The following is a 17,244-nucleotide window of genomic DNA, read 5'->3' on the forward strand; positions in this document are numbered from 1 at the left end:
TCTCCTTGGTGAGCTGAATGAGCAAGATTCATCCTAGGAAGCCTGACTCGCAAAAGCGAGTCCGAAACTGTGACGAAATGCAGAGGAAGCACTGGTGAGAATAGCCGAACTCAATATCTATCCGGTCAAGTCGCTGAGTGGGATTACGCTCGAGCGCGCGACCCTGGGGGTGCGTGGCCTGGCGTATGACCGCCACTGGATGGTGGTCGATCAGGTCGGACGCTTCATCACCCAGCGGCAGATGCCGGGCATGGCCAGGGTCACGGTCCGGCTCGAGCGTGACGCCCTGGTGCTCGAGCACCCCGAGGCGCAGCCTCTCGTCATCGCGCTGGAACGTCGCGACCAACCCCGGCTGACCGCCTATGTGTGGGACGATACCTGCCAGGCGCTGGATGAAGGGGAGGAGGCGAGCCGCTGGCTGACCGCCGTGCTCGGCGACCTGCGCGGCAGCGCGCTACGCCTGGTGCGCTTCGATGACGAACATCGGCGTCCCGTGGATTCGCGTTATCTCAAGGAAGAAGAGGCGTATACCGCCTTTGCTGACGGCTTCCCCTTCCTGGTTGCGTCCACCGCCTCGTTGGAAGCCCTCAACCGCGAACTGCAGCAGAAGGGACTCGTACCGCTGCCCATGAACCGCTTCCGGCCCAATGTCGTCATCGAGGGAAGCCTGGCCTTCGCCGAGGATGGCTGGAGCGAGGTAGCGGCGCGGGAAGGGCACTACCGCTTCGGTCTGCGCAAACCGTGCCAGCGTTGCAAGATCATCACCATCGATCAGTCCAGCGGTGCCATCGACGTTCCCGGCGAACCGCTACAGACACTGATCCAGATGAAGACACAGCCGCTGCGTCCAGGCGCCTATTTCGGACAGAATGCCACGCTGCTCGAGGGGGCGGCGCAGACCATTGGAGTGGGAGATGAACTCCTGGTGAGTTGACGGACTGGCAGAAAAAAAGAAGCCCGCCTGGCGGCGGGCATAAGCAAGGGACTCACGACTGCTGTGCAAGAACCGGCGTGAGTAGGTTCAAGGTAGACCCTTTCCTGCAGGAAGAATGTCATCATTTCCCCTTCTCTCTTGTAGGAAATTGACCATAGCGTATGTAAGCCAATGCGTGGAGCTGCTGCAGCAGACCGGGATGCACTAGGATTTTTACGGCTTTTTTAGGCTGGGCTGTGGTTTCATACCGTGACGTTCGATAGATGGGTAATGGATCGGTCAATGCGTATCGCCGCGCAGGGTGCGAATGGATTAGGCTTGCGTCTCAAATACCACTGGCGCAACTGGACGCCGGTGTTGAGGGTGATCTCCGTCCTGTGGATGGTGCTCGCCATTTTCATGGCTATCCCCTGGCTCGTCCTGGTCGTCGAACGGGATCCCGACGCACATGCCTTCGGCCTGTCGATGCTCATCGTCCTGGCGGCCGTCGGGCTGGTCTGGCTATCCACGCTGCGCACCAATATCGAACTCAAGCCTTGGCAGATGTTCGTGCTGACTACCTTGAGTTGGGTCACCGTCAGCGGTTTTGCCAGCCTGCCGCTGGTGCTGGGTGCCCCCCAGTTGTCCTTTACCAATGCCGTGTTCGAATCGGTCTCGGCCATTACCACCACCGGCTCCACCGTACTGGCGGGTATCGATACGCTTTCCGACGGACTGAAGCTGTGGCGGGGCATCATGCAATGGCTGGGTGGAATCGGCATCATCGTCATGGGCATCGCCATTCTGCCCTTCCTCAAGGTCGGGGGATGCGGCTGTTCCACACTGAATCGTCCGACTGGTCCGACAAGGTCATGCCTCGCACGGGCGGTATCGCCAAGGCGACGCTCGGCATCTACTGTGGCTTCACCCTGGTTGCCATGCTGGCCTATTGGCTGGGCGGAATGACACCGCTGGATGCGGTAGTACATGCCATGACCTCGCTGGCGACCGGCGGTTTCGCCAACTCCGATGCTTCCTTCGGCGCCTACGCCGAGCAGCCTCATCTGCTGTGGATGGGGTCACTATTCATGCTGCTTGGGGCGCTACCGTTCGTGCTCTATATCCGGATGCTGCGCGGCTCACGCATGGCGTTATGGCGAGATCAGCAGGTGCAGGGCCTATTGTTCCTGCTGGCGCTGGTGATCCTGGGGCTGACGCTGTGGCGGATCTGGCACGGCACCGCACCGTTCCAGGCGCTGACTCATGTCACCTTCAACGTCATTTCCGTGGTGACCACTACCGGCTATGCGTCCGATGACTACAGCCTGTGGGGGCCGTTGGCCTACGTGGCGTTCTTTTACCTGACCTTCGTCGGTGGTTGCAGCGGCTCCACCAGTGGCGGCATGAAGATCTTCCGCTTCCAGGTAGCCACCATTCTGTTGCGCAATCAGCTGCGCTTTCTGGTTCACTCGCATGGCGTCTTCGCTTCGCGCTACAACGGCCAGCCGCTCACCGACGACATTACCCGGGGCGTGGTGGCATTCTCGTTCTTCTTCTTCCTGACCATTGCCGGGCTGGCGCTGGGGCTCGCGTTGATGGGGCTGGACTTCACCACGGCGCTCTCGGGGGCTGCCACGGCAGTGGCCAACGTGGGCCCAGGGCTTGGCGACATCATAGGGCCCGCCGGCAACTTCGCTCCGCTGCCTGATGCCGCCAAGTGGCTGCTGTGTGTGGGCATGCTGTTGGGGCGACTCGAGATTCTGACCGTGCTGGTGCTGCTGACGCCGATGTTCTGGCGCAAATGATGGGGAGACGTGTCGATGAAAGGCCCGTCGATACCGCTGCAGGTCGGCCCCGACGTCTCTTTCTCCTCGCGACCGCAGTTGCTGGTCGCCTTGGGGGACGTAGCGAGGAAGATACTGCCCTGGTGCGGGCGGCTCATCGCCATGCCCAGCGCGAGGGGCTGCGTTGGCGCGCGGTGCATGTCGACAATGGCCGTGACGGGCCCAGGCGGCGACTGGCGCTCGATCAGGTCTTGGCGCTAGCGGGGCGGCTGGGCGGTGAGGTACGTGTCCTCCAGGGCGCTGGTAGAGCACGTGAACTTCACGAATACGCCACGGAGCAGAGGATCGCTACCCTGATGGTGGGGCGCACACGCCCTTCGGGTTGGCGCTTCTGGCGTCGCCCGCTGGCGGAACAGCTGCTGCGCTGTGGCGGAGCCTATGACCTGATAGTGGTCGCCGAGGCGCGGCAGCGATCTCGATTCCGTCCGGTCCGGCAGCGTCATCCGTTGAACTGGCGTGAAGCCGGGGTCGTAGCGGTGTGTTTTGGCGTAGCCCTTGGCGTGGCCTGGGGGCTCGAGTTCTGGCTGGAACTGGCCAACTTGTCATTAGTATTCCTCGCTGCGGTTCTGATCAGCGCCACCCTGGCAGGGACTCGTGCCGCCATGATTACCGCTGCACTGGGCTTCATTGCCTTCAACTTCTTCTTCACCCGACCACGCTTCTCCCTAGCGATGGTCGAGCGCGAGCAACTGCTGACCGTCATTTTCTTTTTGCTGGTGGCCGTGGTCGTGGGGCAACTGGCCGGCAGCGGTCGGCAACGCCTGGTGGCGCTACGCGGCAGCCGCGAGCAAACCCATCGGTTGCTGACCTTCTCTCGTGCGCTCTCGGTGGCTACCGATCGGGAACAGGTGCGTGATGTCGGCCTCGCCACCCTGGAGCGCTGGTTAGGTGTGCCGGTCGTCTTTCTCGATGAGGAAGGTGAGGGCGGCGGCTTGACGGTGCGCAGTGCAATACCGGCGAATGCCAGACTTGATGTCACGGAAGAGGCCGCCGCGACATGGAGCTGGCAGCATCGCAAGCCTAGCGGTGCCGACACTTCGACCCAGACGTCGCTGCGCTGGCGTTTCATTCCGCTGGTCGAGCAGGAGCGCATGCTGGGTATCGTCGGGCTGGAACTCGCCGTGCGCGAGCGGCCGCTCGACCCCGACCAGGAGACGCTGGTTACCACCCTGACCCGTCAGCTCGCCATGGCGTTGGAGCGTACGCGGTTGGTAACAGAGCTAGGCGCGGTGCGGTTGTCGGAAGAGAACGAGCGGTTGCGCTCGGCGCTGCTGTCGTCGGTGTCGCACGACCTGCGTACGCCGCTCGCCTCGATCATCGGTTCGGCCAGCTCCCTGAGGGACCTCGAGCCGCAGCTCAGCCCGGCTGACCGGCATGAACTCCTCGACGGGATATTGGCCGAGAGCGAACGGCTCAACCGTTATATCCAGAATCTGCTCGACATGACCCGGCTTGGCCATGGAGACCTCAAGATCGAGCGTGACTGGGTCTCGCTCGACGACTTGATCACGGCAGCCCTGAAGCGACTGGGCGTCTCGCTGGAGGCGGTGTACGTAGAGCGCGAGGGCGCCGAGGGGCTGCCGCTGCTCTACGTTCATCCGGCATTGATCGAGCAGGCGCTGGTGAACGTGCTCGACAATGCCGTGCGATTTTCTCCCCCTTCTGGCCGGGTGGGGATTCAAGCCAACCTCGACGCGGCCAGTGAACGTTTGGAGATTCGTGTCACCGACGAGGGGCCGGGCATCCCGCCGGGACAGCGCGAGGCTGTGTTCGACATGTTCTTCACCGGTGGCGAAGGAGATCGTGGGCGTCATGGAAGCGGCCTGGGTCTGGCCATCTGTCGCGGCATGCTCGGTGCCCATGGCGGCAGCGTCGAAGCGGAGCCCGGTCCCGGTGGACAGGGCACCACCATCGTCATGCGCCTACCCTTGGCGAGGCCGGAGGAGCGAGAGAGTGACTGAGCGGAGGCGGGTGCGGGTGCTGATCGTCGATGATGAACCCCAGATTCGTCGTTTCCTGCGTATCAGTCTGCTGTCGCAGGGGTTTGCCGTGAGCGAAGCCGCCAGTGGCAGGGAAGGGATCGAACTCGTCGCCTCCCAGATGCCCGACCTGGTGTTGCTGGACCTGGGGCTGCCGGACATGGATGGTCAGCATGTGCTTGACGAGGTGCGCGCGTTGAGTCAGGTACCGGTGATCGTGGTCTCGGTCCGTGAGCAGGAGACAGAGAAGGTGCGTGCATTGGATTCGGGCGCTAACGATTACGTCACCAAGCCCTTCGGTATCCAGGAGCTGCTGGCACGAATTCGCTCGTTATTGCGGCGCCAGAGTGCAGCAGACCTGGCCCGGGAGCTGTTGCATTTTCGGCGTGCCGGGCTCGAGATCGATCTGACAACGAGGCGTGTGGTACTGGAGCATGACGAAGTGCATCTCACCCCCAAGGAGTACGCCGTGCTTGAGCGCCTGTGCCGACATGCCGGCCGGGTCGTGACCCAGACCCAGTTGCTGCGTGAAATCTGGGGACCGACTCATGTCGAGGATACTCACTACCTGCGTATCGTCGTCAGCCGGCTCAGGCAGAAGCTGGGAGACGACACTCAATCGCCCTACCTGTTACAGACCGAAGCCGGCGTAGGTTACCGCTTGCTGGTCGAGCCCGATGACGCTGTTGATCCGGGGGGCAAGGCGGAGAGTCCTTCATGATGACCCTCCTTCCCATTGCCGCCTGGGGTTGGGGCATCACCAATCACAGCGTCATGAACGGCATGGGCTCCTGGTCGGTGAACTGGTAGACATCCCAGTCGCCACGCTTCGGCCCGGCATCCCGGGGGTGCCGATGGGCATGCCGGCCAGGCCGATGCCACCGATCCTGGGCCGTTCCTCGAACAGCCGCTGTACGGCCTCGAAGGGGACGTGACCCTCGATGGCATAACCTCCCATCAGCGTGGTGTGGCAGGAGCCCAGGCCATAGGGCAGGCCGACCTGCTGCTTGATCTTGCCAACCTCCACGTCGTCGACGATATGCACCGTCACGCCCAGTTCCTCGAGCTGGCGGGCGTATTCATCGCAGCAGCCGCACTGCGGGTTCTTGTACAGGGTGGCTTCATCGGGCAGGGCGGCATGAACGGCACTGGCGGTGCCCAGCAGCAGGCTGGCGGTAAGCAGCAGGGAAGAGGTGCGTCGGTTCATGGGCGTGCTCCGGTAGAGGGCTTGGTCGAGGTGAAGAGATACTTGAGCAGGGCGGCGATGCCGAGGCCCAGCAGGGCTAGTACGGCCAGGGGCACCAGCCAGCCCAGCCAGCTCATGTGGCCCATCAGGGCCAGACAGTCGGTCATCATGGCGATAACTCCTGTGTGGTCAAGGGGACGTCACTCGTCGCGGTGATGATGGCCGTGGCGGTGCATCAGTAAATGCAGGCTCAGGCACAGCAGCATGGGCAGCAGCAGCCAGGCGCTGCCGGCGGTTTGCCCGCGCCACATGACCAGGACGAAGGCGCCGCCCATCAGGATCAGGCAGAGCGGCATCATCCAGGCATGCCAGCCACCTGCAGACGAGCCGCGGGTTTCATCGGTCGAGCCATGGTCCTCGTGGGATTCCTGCGGCCGGGGGTCGGGAAGGGCATTCATGAGTCTTCTCCTCGCGGTTGTAGGCGAGCATAGCGGCGCTTGAGCAGCAGCGAATTGCCGATGACCGACAGCGAGCTGGCAGTCATGGCGATGACGCCGATCATGGGGTGGAGCAGGCCTGCGGCGGCCATGGGAATCGCGGCCACGTTGTAGCCGCTGGCCCACAGCAGGTTCTGTACGATCTTGCCGAAGGTGGCGCGGGAGAGGTGCATGGCCTCCACCACGCCGGTGAGTTCGCCGCGCACCAGGGTGACGTCGGCAGCCTCGATGGCGACATCGGCACCGGCGCCGATGGCGATGCCGACATTGGCCTGCTTGAGGGCCGCCGCGTCATTGATACCATCGCCCACCATGGCCACGTGGTTGCCATGCCTCTCCTGCAGCTTGCGAATGGCATCGACCTTGCCTTCCGGCAGCACGCCGGCCTGGACCTCGTCGATTCCGACCTCCTCGGCTACGGCGCGTGCAGCGCGTTCATTGTCGCCGGTGATCATCACCACGTGCAGGCCGAGCGCGTGCATGCCGCGAATGGCTTCGATCGACTCCTCCTTGAGGGTGTCAGCCACCGCCACGATGCCCATGGCCTGGCCATCGGCGGCGACGATGACGGCGGTTCGCCCCTTGCCTTCGAGGACCCGTAGGGTCTCATCCAGCGCCTCCAGCCCCTGGGTGCCTGCTTCCTCGAGCAGCATGCGATTGCCGATCAGTACGTGCCTCTCATCGACCTTGCCGGAAACGCCCCGGGCACCGGTGGAGCGAAACTCGCTCACCTCGCCGGGCTTCACGCCGCGCTCCGAGGCACCATCGACGATGGCCCGGGCGATGGGGTGCTCCGAGGCGTTCTCGACGCTGGCGGCCAGCGTGAGCAGCTCGTTCTCATTGATGCCCTCGGCGGCGACCACCTCGGTCAGCTTCGGCTCGCCGCGGGTGATGGTGCCGGTCTTGTCGAGCACCATGACCTTGATGTCCTTGAAGGTCTGGATCGCCTCGCCGGAGCGGATCAGGATGCCGCGCTCGGCGCCGATGCCGGAGCCGACCATCAAGGCGGTTGGCGTGGCGAGCCCGAGTGCACAGGGGCAGGCGATAACCAGCACGGCAATGGCCGCGATCAGTGCTAGCACCGGTGTACTGGCCTGCGGGTTGACCCAAGGCAGGAAGTTCGCGCCCCAGTCGAGGATCGGGCGCAAGGCGTCGGGAAACAGCAGCCAGGCCACCAGGCTGGCCAGCGAGATCAATAGCACCGCCGGCACGAAGCGCCCGGTCATGCGATCGGCGAACTCCTGGATCGGCACCCGCGAGCCCTGGGCCTGATCGATCAGGCGTACTACCTGGGACAGGAAGGTATCGCCGCCGACCCGCGTGGCCTTGACACGCAGCCGCCCCTCCTTGTTGATGGTGGCACCGATGACGCTGTCGCCGGGGCCCTTGTAGACCGGTATCGATTCCCCGGTGGCGATGGATTCGTCGAGATGACTCTCGCCATCGACCACTTCGCCGTCGGTGGGGATCTTGTCGCCGGGGCGCACGATCATGATGTCGCCCGGCTCGAGTTCCTTCACCGGCACCTCCACCTCTTCTCCATCGCGCTCGACCCGGGCCGTCTTGGCGCCGAGGGTCAGCAGGCGGCGAATGGCCTGGGAGGCGCGGCCCTTGGCCAGTGCCTCGAGATAGCGACCCAGCAGATGAAACGTCATGATGGTGGCGGCCATCTCGATGAACGAGGTCATCGGGTAGACGAAGCCGATCAGGCCGATCAGGTAGGGGGGCAGGCTACCCATGGAGATCAGCACGTCCATGTTGAAGGTGCCGTTCTTCAGCGAGCGCCAGCTCGACCGATGGGTGGCCGCACCACCATGCAGAAACACCACCGGGAAGGCGAGCAGGGCGACGATGGCCAGGTAACCGGGAATCGGTTGCCAGAACATGTGCGGCATCATCAGGATCATGATCAGCGTGGTGGGTACGCCGGCGATCCACAACCGCTTGCGCGCCTGGCGCAGGTAGCCTTCCTCGATGGCGGCATCGGCCTCGCCATCCGCTTCGGTATCGCTGCTGACCGAGGCGACGTCGTAGCCGGCGCCCTCTACTGCCTGCTTCAATACGTCGGCATCGGGGCCGCCCTGCTCGACACCGATGCTGACCCGGTGGCTGGCGATGTTGGTTTGAATCTCCGCCACGCCGCCGAGGCGCTGGAGCGTCGTGCGTACGATGCCGGCACAGTGGTCGCTGCCCATGCCGGGCACTGTCAGGGTGATCCGTTTCGTCGTCGTAGTCATCGCATGCTCCCTCGCGCTGCGTTCCTCGGACGGCCGTGGGCGACCGCCCGATTCCAGGCTGCTTTATCGACGATCAGTGGTGGGCCGCGTGGTCATCCGGTTCGACGGCTTCCGGTGCGGCCTGCTGCTGCCATTGCTCGCGCTGCTCATCGGTGAGCAGGTCATGCATGGCGTTACGCATGCGCACCATCTCCGCCATCATTTCACCGTGGAGTTCCGCCATCTGGGCATGAATGGCCTGGACCTCTTCGGGATCGGGACGCTCGGCATGCATGGCAGCCATCAGGTCGTCGCGCAGGTTCATCAACTGCCCCATGCGTTCGAACTGCGCGGGGCGGTACTCCTGCATCAGCTCGCGCATCTCACTGCGTTGCTCGGCATCCAGCATAGGCATCGTGGTTTTCTCGCCGCCCATCATCGGGCAAGGCATCATGTCGCCGCCCATCATGCCGGGCCCCATGCCGCCGCCCATCATGCCGGGCCCCATGCCGCCGCCCATCATGCCGGGCCCCATGCCACCGCCCATCATGCCGGAGCCCATGCCACCGCTCATCATGCCGGGCCCCATGCCACCGCTCATCATGCCGGGGCCCATGCCACCGCTCATCATGCTGGGGCCCATGCCACCGCTCATCATGCCGGAGCCCATGCCGCCATTTGTCGTGCCCGAGAGCATTTCCATTTCACCCTGAGCCAGTGCATGACTGGCGACACCCATCGCCAGGGCGAAGCCCAAGGCGTAAGCGATATTTGTCTTCATGATCGTATCCTCTGGGGCGCATGGCCCTTCGTCGTTATGGCCAGTGGTACCGGCCAAGGGTCAGGTGCGGTCGCCCGACTTGGGGAATGGCGCTTGGCCGCGCCAGGCGCGGCAAGCCAGGCACTTTTGTTGCTGAAACGAGGGAATGGCGTCGGATGGGTGTGTCAGGGACGCAGGCGCTGGGTCAATAAATAGAGCGGCAGCGACGCCAGGAGCGGCTGACGGCTGGGTTGGCCGATAGTGGTTTCGACACGCGGGGGTTGTGGTCCTACAGCGAAATCGTGAGGCGTGCCGGTATCGACGTCCGGGCGATCCGCCCGCAGCAATGCCTCGTTGGCACGCTCCCAGCCATGACCGTGTTCGCAATGGGGGGGAGGAAGCCGGAAGTTTTCGGTCCCGCTTTCGATGGCGACAGGGTGGCTGGAGGGTGGGGATGGATGCGCAAGGGCCGGTAGGGTTAGCGCCATGGTCAGCGCCAATACCAGGGAAACAGCGAGCCAGCCTCTACGCCACCCAAAAGGGGTGAACGATCGAACTGAGGTCAGGATTGCCCACTGTTGCATGGCATATCGCTCCGACGTGACAGGCAAGTTCAGAATAGTCGATCCCGCTGTGCCATCGTTTGACCTGTATCAACCAAAAATCTCTCTTCTCAAGCTATGTCTAGCTCATAGATTTTTGATTTGTCGATTTTTTCGATGAGGAGGACGCGATGTCGCTTGCGGCTTTTCGAAGGCCATGGAAGACTAGGCTCACTTGGGCTTTCTGGACGGCTTCGATCGCTGATGCTCCCTCGCTCACTCTCCTGGCTGCTTTGTCTTCTGTTCGGTATCGCGCTGGCGTTGCCGCAGGTGGCCATGAGCGACTGGAAGCACGGCAACGAGGGCTGTCTGGTGGAGGCCTACTCGGTACTCGACCACGCCTCTCCGCCCGATATGGATCAGGTTCAAGCGCAGTCTGCCGAGAAGCTAGCTTGTAGCGCCCCTTGTCCCGCCTGTTTTGGTACCTCCTTGGCGCTTCTCTCCGTAGCCCCGCATGCGCTGGAGCCTCGCTGGGGCACCGATGAGATGCCTTCCCAAGCCCCCCTGATCGCCCGGAACGCCCTCCTCGCGCCTGAATGCTGCTGCTCAGATTTGTCGCCGCTCGGCTATGCGAGTGGCGTCGGACAGTCATTCCTCGAGGAATCCGTTATGCAACGCCGCGATTTTCTTCGCTATTCCGCCTTGGGTGGGGTGGCGCTCTCCGCTTCCGGGCTACTGGCCTATGCCATTGCCGGTCGGCATGCCGACCATGCCCCCGCTTCCCTGCTGGACGCCACGACCCTGCCCGAGGGACAACCCCTGCAGCTGCTGCCGCGAATCACCAATCTTGCCGATCAGCCGGGCCTGTTTCGCAGCGTGCTCACCCCGGCACCGCACGCGGTCGCCCTCGGCGATGATCATCAAGCCCGCCTGTGGCTCTACAACCGCAAGGTGGCGCCGCTGATCGAGGTCTCCGAAGGCGACGAGTTCGATGTCACCCTGGTCAACGAGCTGGAGCAGGAGACCACCCTGCACTGGCATGGCGTGGCCGTGGCCAATACGCACGATGGTGGACCCGGCGATGCCGTGGCGCCGGGCGAGTCGCGTCGTTATCGGCACACCTTCGCCGACGGCAGCGCGGCCCTGAACTGGTTCCATCCTCATCCTCACGGGGTGCTGGCCGGGCAGATCGCGCACGGCTTGGCCGGCGTGCTGCTGGTGCGGCCGCGGCAGGAGGTGGTGCCAGCCGAAGTGGAAGAGCACCTGTTGGTGGTCAACGACCTGCGCCTGAGCGATGCCGGCGAGGTGATGCCTCATACCGACGAGGATTGGATGAACGGCCGCGAGGGCGAATTGCTGCTGGTCAACGGCCAGCGACGGCCGCGCCTGGAGGTGGCGCCGGGCACCACCCTGAGGCTGCGGCTGGTCAATGCCTGTGCCGGTCGCTACCTGCGCTTGCGTCTGGAAGGGCACGAGCTCTCCTTGATCGGTACCGATGGTGGGCTGCTCGAGCAGCCCCGGCCGCTGGAGGAACTGCTGCTGACACCGGGTGAGCGCGCCGACCTGCTGGTGCGTATCAGTGAGCAGGGGGGCGAGCGCTTCATATTGGCCAGCCATCCCTACGAGCGAGGCTGGATGGGCGCTCGACCTTCCCATCTGGACGCGGTGGCCCCGCTGCTGACGATCCAGACCCGTGAGGCAGACGTGGTTCCCGCCGTGACCCTGCCGGTGCGGCTGGCTCGCATCGAACCCCTTGGCGAGCCCGCCGTGCGTCGCACGGTCGTCCTGACGGAAGTGATGCCCGGTATGGAGCATGATGCCGGTGGTGCGATGGAGCGTGGTGGCCACGGCGGCACTGCTGGCGGTGCGATGGATCATGGTGGCGGCCATGGTGAAAGCGGGAAGGGCATGGCGGCCGGCAACGGTCGCCCGCCGGTGGACTTCTTGATCAATGGTCGCAGCTTCGCCATGGGCGAGGTGATGTTCGAAGGCAGGGTCGGCGAAGTGGAGGAGTGGGAAATATTCAACGACTCCCACATGGACCATCCCTTTCATGTCCACGGCACGCATTTCCAAGTGGTGGCCAGGCGCCAGGGCAATGACGAGTGGCAGTCGGCAGCCTGGCTCGCCTGGAAGGATACCGTCAACTTGGCGCCCGATGAGCGGATCAGGATCCGCCTGGCGTTCCATTCCCCCGGGGATTGGCTGTTCCACTGCCACATCATCGAGCATGAGGAGATGGGCATGATGGCGGCGATCCGGGTCCGTTGAGTCTGATATGGCCGGTGCTTGGCAGTGACGTGGCACCGGGGCTACTCCTTCGAAGGGAGGGAACTGTGATGTACAAGAAGTGCCTCATCCTTGCTCTGCTGGTGCCGCTGGCGTTGTTGGTCGGCTGCTCCAATGAGACCGCGGATATTTCCTTGGACGAACTGCGTCAGAAGACACATATCCACGGGTTGGCTTTCGATCGGGCCGATAGCGACCGGCTGCTAGTGGCGACTCATCATGGCCTGCATGTGGTCGACAGCAATCGTCGAGTACGCCAGATCTCCAGCGAGAGCCATGATTTCATGGGCTTCTCCCCGCATCCCGAAGAGGCCGGGCTGCTCTTCGCCAGCGGTCATCCCGCACGTGGCGGCAATCTGGGTGTCATGGTCTCCGCGGATGGCGGAGAGCGCTGGGAGCAACGTTCCCCTGGTGCCGATGGACCGGTGGATTTCCATCAGATGACCATCAGCGAAGCGAATCCGGACGTGCTTTACGGTGCCTATGCCGGCAAGCTGCAGGTGAGCCGCGATGGAGGCCACGCATGGCAGGTACAGGCCGATGCGCCTCCTGGCCTGATTGCGTTGGCGGCTTCCAGCCGTGAGCCGGAGCATCTCTACGCCGCCACACAAAATGGCCTGCTCATGAGCCCTGATGGTGGCCTGCGCTGGCGTCTCGTACATCCTCAACGCGATCCGGTGAGCGTTGTCCTGAGCAGCGGAGGAGAGCTCTATGCCTTCATGCTTGGCGTTGGGCTGCTACGTGCCGAAGAAGCCGCGCGGGAGTGGACGTTGGTCAACGAGAACTGGGGCGAGAACTACCTGATGCATCTCGCGGTGGACCCCAGTGATCCCGACCGATTGATCGCGGCAGATGACCAGGGGTATCTGTGGCTGAGTGAAGATGCCGGCCAGCACTGGTCGGCGCTGTAAGGCCGTCATTGCCATGGGCAACGCTGCCAAATCAAGGAAAGCGCCATGATCGAGTATCCACAAATCGACCCGGTGGCCATCTCCATCGGACCTCTGCAAGTCCACTGGTATGGCCTGATGTACGTGGTGGGCTTCGTCGCTGCCTGGTGGCTGGGGCGTCGTTGGGCGCACCGCCTGGGCCTGAGCCATGACGACATTGGCGACCTGCTGTTCTATGCCGCTATCGGCGTGGTGGCTGGTGGCCGCCTGGGTTACGTGCTGTTTTATGGCATGGAGCGGTTCCTGGCCAACCCGCTGTGGCTGTTCAGTGTCTGGGAAGGGGGCATGAGCTTCCACGGCGGGCTGGGGGGTACTGTTGGCAGCATTGCTGTTTGCCCGCAAGAAGAAACTCGGCTTCTTTCAACTGACCGACTTCATCGCCCCCATGGTGCCTATCGGCCTGGGGGCCGGGCGTATAGGCAACTTCATCAACCACGAACTGCCGGGGCGCGTCAGCGACCTGCCCTGGGCCATGCCGTTTCCGCACATGGGGCCGGAGCCGCGCCATCCCTCGGCGCTCTATGAGTTCGCTCTCGAGGGCGTGGTGCTGTTCGTCGTGCTGTGGTGGGTCGCGAGCCGGCCGCAGCGGCGAGGCTTCGTCTCGGGACTGTTCCTGCTGCTCTACGGTGTCTTCCGCTTCGCGGTGGAGTTCGTGCGTCTACCCGATGCGCATATCGGTTTCATCGCCTTCGGTTGGGTGACCATGGGCATGCTGTTGACGCTGCCGATGATCGCCGCCGGGGCTGCCCTCATTCTGTGGTCGCGCCGCCAGGCCCGGGATGTGCCTGCCGCAGCGGCTCCTGCTCAGGGAGTGGGCTGATGCTAGCGTGGTTTGCGCGCAAACCCGCCAAGGGCCGCCAGCGTGCTTGGGGCAAGCTGGCTATCTTCGTGACCCTGGCGCATGTCCTGGGGTTGGTGTCATCGGTAGAGGCGTTGATGTCGAGCCGGACGTCTCAGGCGGCGGTTGCCTGGATCGTCTCGCTCAACACGATTCCCTACGTGGCGGTCCCGGCTTACTGGGTCTTCGGACGCAACAAGTTCGAAGGCTATGTGCTTTCGCGGCGCGATGAAGATACCGAGTTGACCCGAGCCTTGTCGTCGAAGCTCGACGAGCTGCGTGCCCATCGGGTGGAGTGGACCAACGACGATCGCCAACTGGCAGGTGTGGAGCAGCTTGCCAAGCTGCCCTATCTGGGTGGGAACGCGGCCACACTGCTGGTGGATGGTGAGGAGACCTTCGCCAGCCTGTTCGCGGGAATCGATGCCGCCGAGCGCTACCTGCTGGTGCAGTTCTATATCGTGCGCGATGACGATCTCGGCCAAGCGTTCCAGCAGCGGCTCATCGCGAAGGCCAACGAGGGCGTCGACGTCTATTTCCTGTATGACGAGATTGGCAGCTACAAGCTGCCGAGCACCTACCTGCAGGAGCTGCGTGACGCCGGGGTGAACGTTCACCGGTTCCACTCCACGCGCGGGCCAGGCAACCGCTTCCAGCTCAACTTCCGCAATCACCGCAAGATCATGGTGGTCGATGGCGCGCAGGCGTGGATCGGGGGCTTCAACGTCGGCGACGAATACCTGGAGGGACACGAGAGCCTCGGCCCCTGGCGGGATACGCACCTCAAGCTCGAGGGGCCTGCCGCGCTGGCCTTGCAACTGGTCTTCCTCGAGGACTGGCACTGGGCCACCGAGGAGGTTCCCGAGCTTCCCTGGGAGCCGTCGGTGCCTTCCGCCAATGGCGTACCTGCGCTCATCCTGCCTTCGGGTCCTGCCGATCGTTTCGAAACGGCAAGCCTGATGGTCCAGCAGGCAATCCATGCGGCGCGCGAGCGTATCTGGATCTCGAGCCCCTACTTCGTTCCCGATGAGGGCGTGCAGTCGATGCTCAAGCTGGCGGCCTTGAATGGTGTGGATGTAAGGATTCTGATCCCTGAGCGACCGGACAATCTCCTGACCTTCTATGCCGCTTACGCGTTTCTCGGCCCGTTGCTCGATGCGGGGGTCGAGATTCACCGCTATCAGGAGGGTTTTCTGCATGGCAAGGCATTCCTGGTCGACGACGTGGGGGCCGCGGTGGGCACGGTGAACCTCGATAACCGCTCCTTCCGTCTCAACTTCGAGGTCACGGCGCTGGTGATGGATCCGGACTTCGCTGGCGATGTCGAGGCGATGTTCGAGCGGGACTTCGCCCGGTCGCGCCGGATGACACGAGAAGAAATTTACGATAACCCGCTGTGGCATCGGGTCGCTGCACGAGGCGCCTACCTGTTTGCCCCGGTGCTGTAATGTCGCCAAGGAGTGAAACCAGAGTTCTGCTGCTGTCGAATCTCTGGAGGATCGTTAGTATGGTGGCTTCGTTCATTAGCCCCCTAAAGATGGGAAGACTAGAGGCAATCGCTATGAAGCATCACGGCACGGTACGTGAATACTGTTGGCCGTTGCAGCGCCTGACATGGCTACCGCTGATCGTCGGCATGCTGGTCACCGTTCTGTCGGCTGGTACGGCCTGGGCCGAAGAAGAGGCGCAAGCCGGGGAGAGCGACGAGGCTGCCAATGAGTGGCCCAAGGGGCACTATCCGCTGCCCGAACAGGGCGATGTCATTGGCGAGGATTATATCGTCAAGGCGCGCGACGAGGAGACCCTGCTCGACATCGCTCGCGAACATAACGTGGGCTATGAGGAGATCCGCCGGGCCAATCCCGATGTCAGCGTCTGGTTGCCGGGTGAGGGCACCGAGGTCGTCATTCCCGGCCGTTTCATCCTGCCGCCGGTGGAGCGCGAGGGCATCGTCATCAACGTCGCCGAGCTCAGGCTGTACTATTACCCGCCGGCAGGCGAAGGCGAGATACCGCGGGTGGAGACCTACCCGATCGGCATCGGGCGGGAGGGCTTCGATACACCGCTGGGCAAGACCAAGACCACCATGCGGCTCAAGGACCCGGCTTGGTACCCGCCGCGCTCGGTGCGCGAGGAGGCCGCCGCGCGTGGTGAGACGGCGCCCGCCGTGGTACCGCCGGGGCCGGACAACCCGCTTGGGCGGCATGCCATCCTGCTCGACATTCCCGGCTACCTCATCCATGGCACCAATCTGCCCGATGGCATCGGCATGCGCGCCAGCCGCGGCTGCATTCGCATGTACCCGGAAGACATCGAGTCGATCTTCGACCGCGTGCCGGTCGGCATGCAGGTTCATCTCATCAACCAGCCGATCAAGGCCGGCTGGGATGGCGATACGCCCTACGTGCAAGTCTACCAGGCGCTGGAGGAGCAGGAGGCCGGCATGGCCGCATTGATGGAGACCCTGGCGATGCTCGAGCGCAATGGCGATGCGCCCGCCACGCCACTGAACTACGAACTGTTGCGTGAGTTGCTCGAGAACCCCAGCGGCGATGTCGTTGCGCTGACGCCGGCCCCGGAACCCGAGCCGGAACCCGAGGAGGACGCTGGCGAAGAGGAAAGCCTGCTCTGGGAGGAGTTGTCCGTCTAGCCACGTTGCCGTTTCAGCTTGCATTCAGGGTGATGCCTTATTCTCGTGCTTCCCTTAGGCGAATCGAGACACAACCATGCACAAGTCGATTTTGGCAGCCCTGTTCACCCTCTGGTCTGCTGGCTCCCTGGCAGCTCCCGGACACCAAGCGGGTGGTACGCAACAGCCTGACGAGGTGAAGGTGGATCGCGTCATCCAGGTTCAAGCGGGCGAGATGATGTTCGGTCCCGAGGCCTTGGCCGTCGCACCTGGTGAGACGGTAAAGTTCGAAATCCACAACAGCGGCGTGCTGGAACACGAGTTCGTCATTGGTGACCGCGCGGCGCAGGAAGAACACCGCCGCATGATGCAGGAGATGGGGGGGCACGGTGGTCATGGCGGCCATGGTAGCCATGGTGGCCATGACATGGCCGAGGGCGAGCATGGCGGGCATATGCCTGCCGTGACCATTGCCCCTGGCGAGACCGCGACACTCGTTTGGACGGCGCCCGAGGGGGTAAGTCAACTTGAATATGCCTGCAACATTCCCGGTCACTACGAAGCTGGGATGATGGGAAACATCGACTTTCAGGGGTAAACA

General features: G+C 63.5%; 13 protein-coding genes and 2 pseudogenes. 10 read left to right on the top strand and 5 right to left on the bottom strand.

Translation table 11 applies throughout. From position 1 onward, the window contains the following. The first annotated feature begins 94 nt into the window (after nucleotides 1–94). The 4 genes and pseudogenes from EKK97_RS07230 to EKK97_RS07245 all read left to right on the top strand — a co-directional run bounded on the left by EKK97_RS07230 (nucleotide 95) and on the right by EKK97_RS07245 (nucleotide 5,457). Complete coding sequence (locus EKK97_RS07230) at nucleotides 95–934, top strand: MOSC domain-containing protein (protein WP_159550715.1); 840 nt, start codon at nucleotides 95–97, stop codon at nucleotides 932–934. Between the two features lie 282 nt (nucleotides 935–1,216). Next, nucleotides 1,217–2,718 (top strand): annotated as a pseudogene (trkI, locus tag EKK97_RS07235) (Trk system potassium transporter TrkI). Nucleotides 2,719–2,840: 122 nt separating this feature from the next. After that, complete coding sequence (locus EKK97_RS24410; RefSeq protein WP_159550717.1) at nucleotides 2,841–4,718, top strand: ATP-binding protein; 1,878 nt, start codon at nucleotides 2,841–2,843, stop codon at nucleotides 4,716–4,718. After that, nucleotides 4,711–5,457 carry a response regulator gene (locus EKK97_RS07245; RefSeq protein ID WP_234286461.1) on the top strand — a complete coding sequence of 249 codons (747 nt, stop codon included), beginning with the start codon at nucleotides 4,711–4,713 and terminating at the stop codon, nucleotides 5,455–5,457. The genes EKK97_RS24410 and EKK97_RS07245 overlap by 8 nt, the downstream gene beginning before the upstream one ends. 51 nt (nucleotides 5,458–5,508) lie before the next feature. On the opposite strand, the gene EKK97_RS07250 is transcribed toward EKK97_RS07245, so the two are convergent. The 5 genes from EKK97_RS07250 to EKK97_RS07265 form a co-directional block, all read right to left on the bottom strand. After that, nucleotides 5,509–5,943: a DUF411 domain-containing protein gene (locus EKK97_RS07250; RefSeq protein ID WP_236551398.1), complete on the bottom strand. Its 435-nt coding sequence runs from the start codon at nucleotides 5,941–5,943 to the stop codon at nucleotides 5,509–5,511. After that, the gene (locus EKK97_RS23655) at nucleotides 5,940–6,092 is read right to left on the bottom strand and encodes a hypothetical protein (protein ID WP_201297029.1); all 153 of its coding nucleotides are present in this window, start codon (nucleotides 6,090–6,092) and stop codon (nucleotides 5,940–5,942) included. Before EKK97_RS23655 ends, EKK97_RS07250 begins: the two co-directional genes overlap by 4 nt. A gap of 30 nt (nucleotides 6,093–6,122) precedes the next feature. After that, entirely contained in the window at nucleotides 6,123–6,380 is a 258-nt protein-coding gene (locus tag EKK97_RS07255; protein WP_159550721.1) for a hypothetical protein, read from the bottom strand. Further along, entirely contained in the window at nucleotides 6,377–8,656 is a 2,280-nt protein-coding gene (locus tag EKK97_RS07260) for a heavy metal translocating P-type ATPase (protein WP_159550723.1), read from the bottom strand. The genes EKK97_RS07255 and EKK97_RS07260 overlap by 4 nt, the downstream gene beginning before the upstream one ends. 73 nt (nucleotides 8,657–8,729) lie before the next feature. Further along, nucleotides 8,730–9,416, bottom strand: a complete 687-nt coding sequence (locus tag EKK97_RS07265) for a Spy/CpxP family protein refolding chaperone (RefSeq protein ID WP_234286459.1) — start codon at nucleotides 9,414–9,416, stop codon at nucleotides 8,730–8,732. 1,190 nt (nucleotides 9,417–10,606) lie between these two features. On the opposite strand from EKK97_RS07265, the gene EKK97_RS07270 reads away from it, so the two are divergent. The 6 genes and pseudogenes from EKK97_RS07270 to EKK97_RS07295 all read left to right on the top strand — a co-directional run bounded on the left by EKK97_RS07270 (nucleotide 10,607) and on the right by EKK97_RS07295 (nucleotide 17,241). After that, nucleotides 10,607–12,208 (top strand): multicopper oxidase family protein, encoded by a 1,602-nt coding sequence (locus tag EKK97_RS07270; protein WP_159550725.1) that lies wholly within the window; start codon nucleotides 10,607–10,609, stop codon nucleotides 12,206–12,208. 68 nt (nucleotides 12,209–12,276) lie between these two features. Further along, nucleotides 12,277–13,137 (top strand): WD40/YVTN/BNR-like repeat-containing protein, encoded by an 861-nt coding sequence (locus tag EKK97_RS07275; protein ID WP_159550727.1) that lies wholly within the window; start codon nucleotides 12,277–12,279, stop codon nucleotides 13,135–13,137. A 45-nt stretch (nucleotides 13,138–13,182) separates the two neighbouring features. Next, nucleotides 13,183–13,996 (top strand): annotated as a pseudogene (lgt, locus tag EKK97_RS07280) (prolipoprotein diacylglyceryl transferase). Then, complete coding sequence (cls, locus tag EKK97_RS07285) at nucleotides 13,996–15,462, top strand: cardiolipin synthase (protein WP_159550729.1); 1,467 nt, start codon at nucleotides 13,996–13,998, stop codon at nucleotides 15,460–15,462. Before lgt ends, cls begins: the two are co-directional and overlap by 1 nt. A 113-nt stretch (nucleotides 15,463–15,575) precedes the next feature. Beyond that, nucleotides 15,576–16,664, top strand: coding sequence for a L,D-transpeptidase family protein (locus EKK97_RS07290; protein ID WP_159550731.1), 1,089 nt, complete (start codon nucleotides 15,576–15,578; stop codon nucleotides 16,662–16,664). Between the two features lie 76 nt (nucleotides 16,665–16,740). Beyond that, nucleotides 16,741–17,241 (top strand): cupredoxin domain-containing protein, encoded by a 501-nt coding sequence (locus EKK97_RS07295; protein ID WP_159550733.1) that lies wholly within the window; start codon nucleotides 16,741–16,743, stop codon nucleotides 17,239–17,241. Nucleotides 17,242–17,244 lie beyond the last annotated feature (3 nt).

Origin of the sequence: Billgrantia tianxiuensis, from assembly GCF_009834345.1 — a bacterium.
In the GTDB taxonomy this organism is placed as follows: domain Bacteria; phylum Pseudomonadota; class Gammaproteobacteria; order Pseudomonadales; family Halomonadaceae; genus Halomonas; species Halomonas tianxiuensis.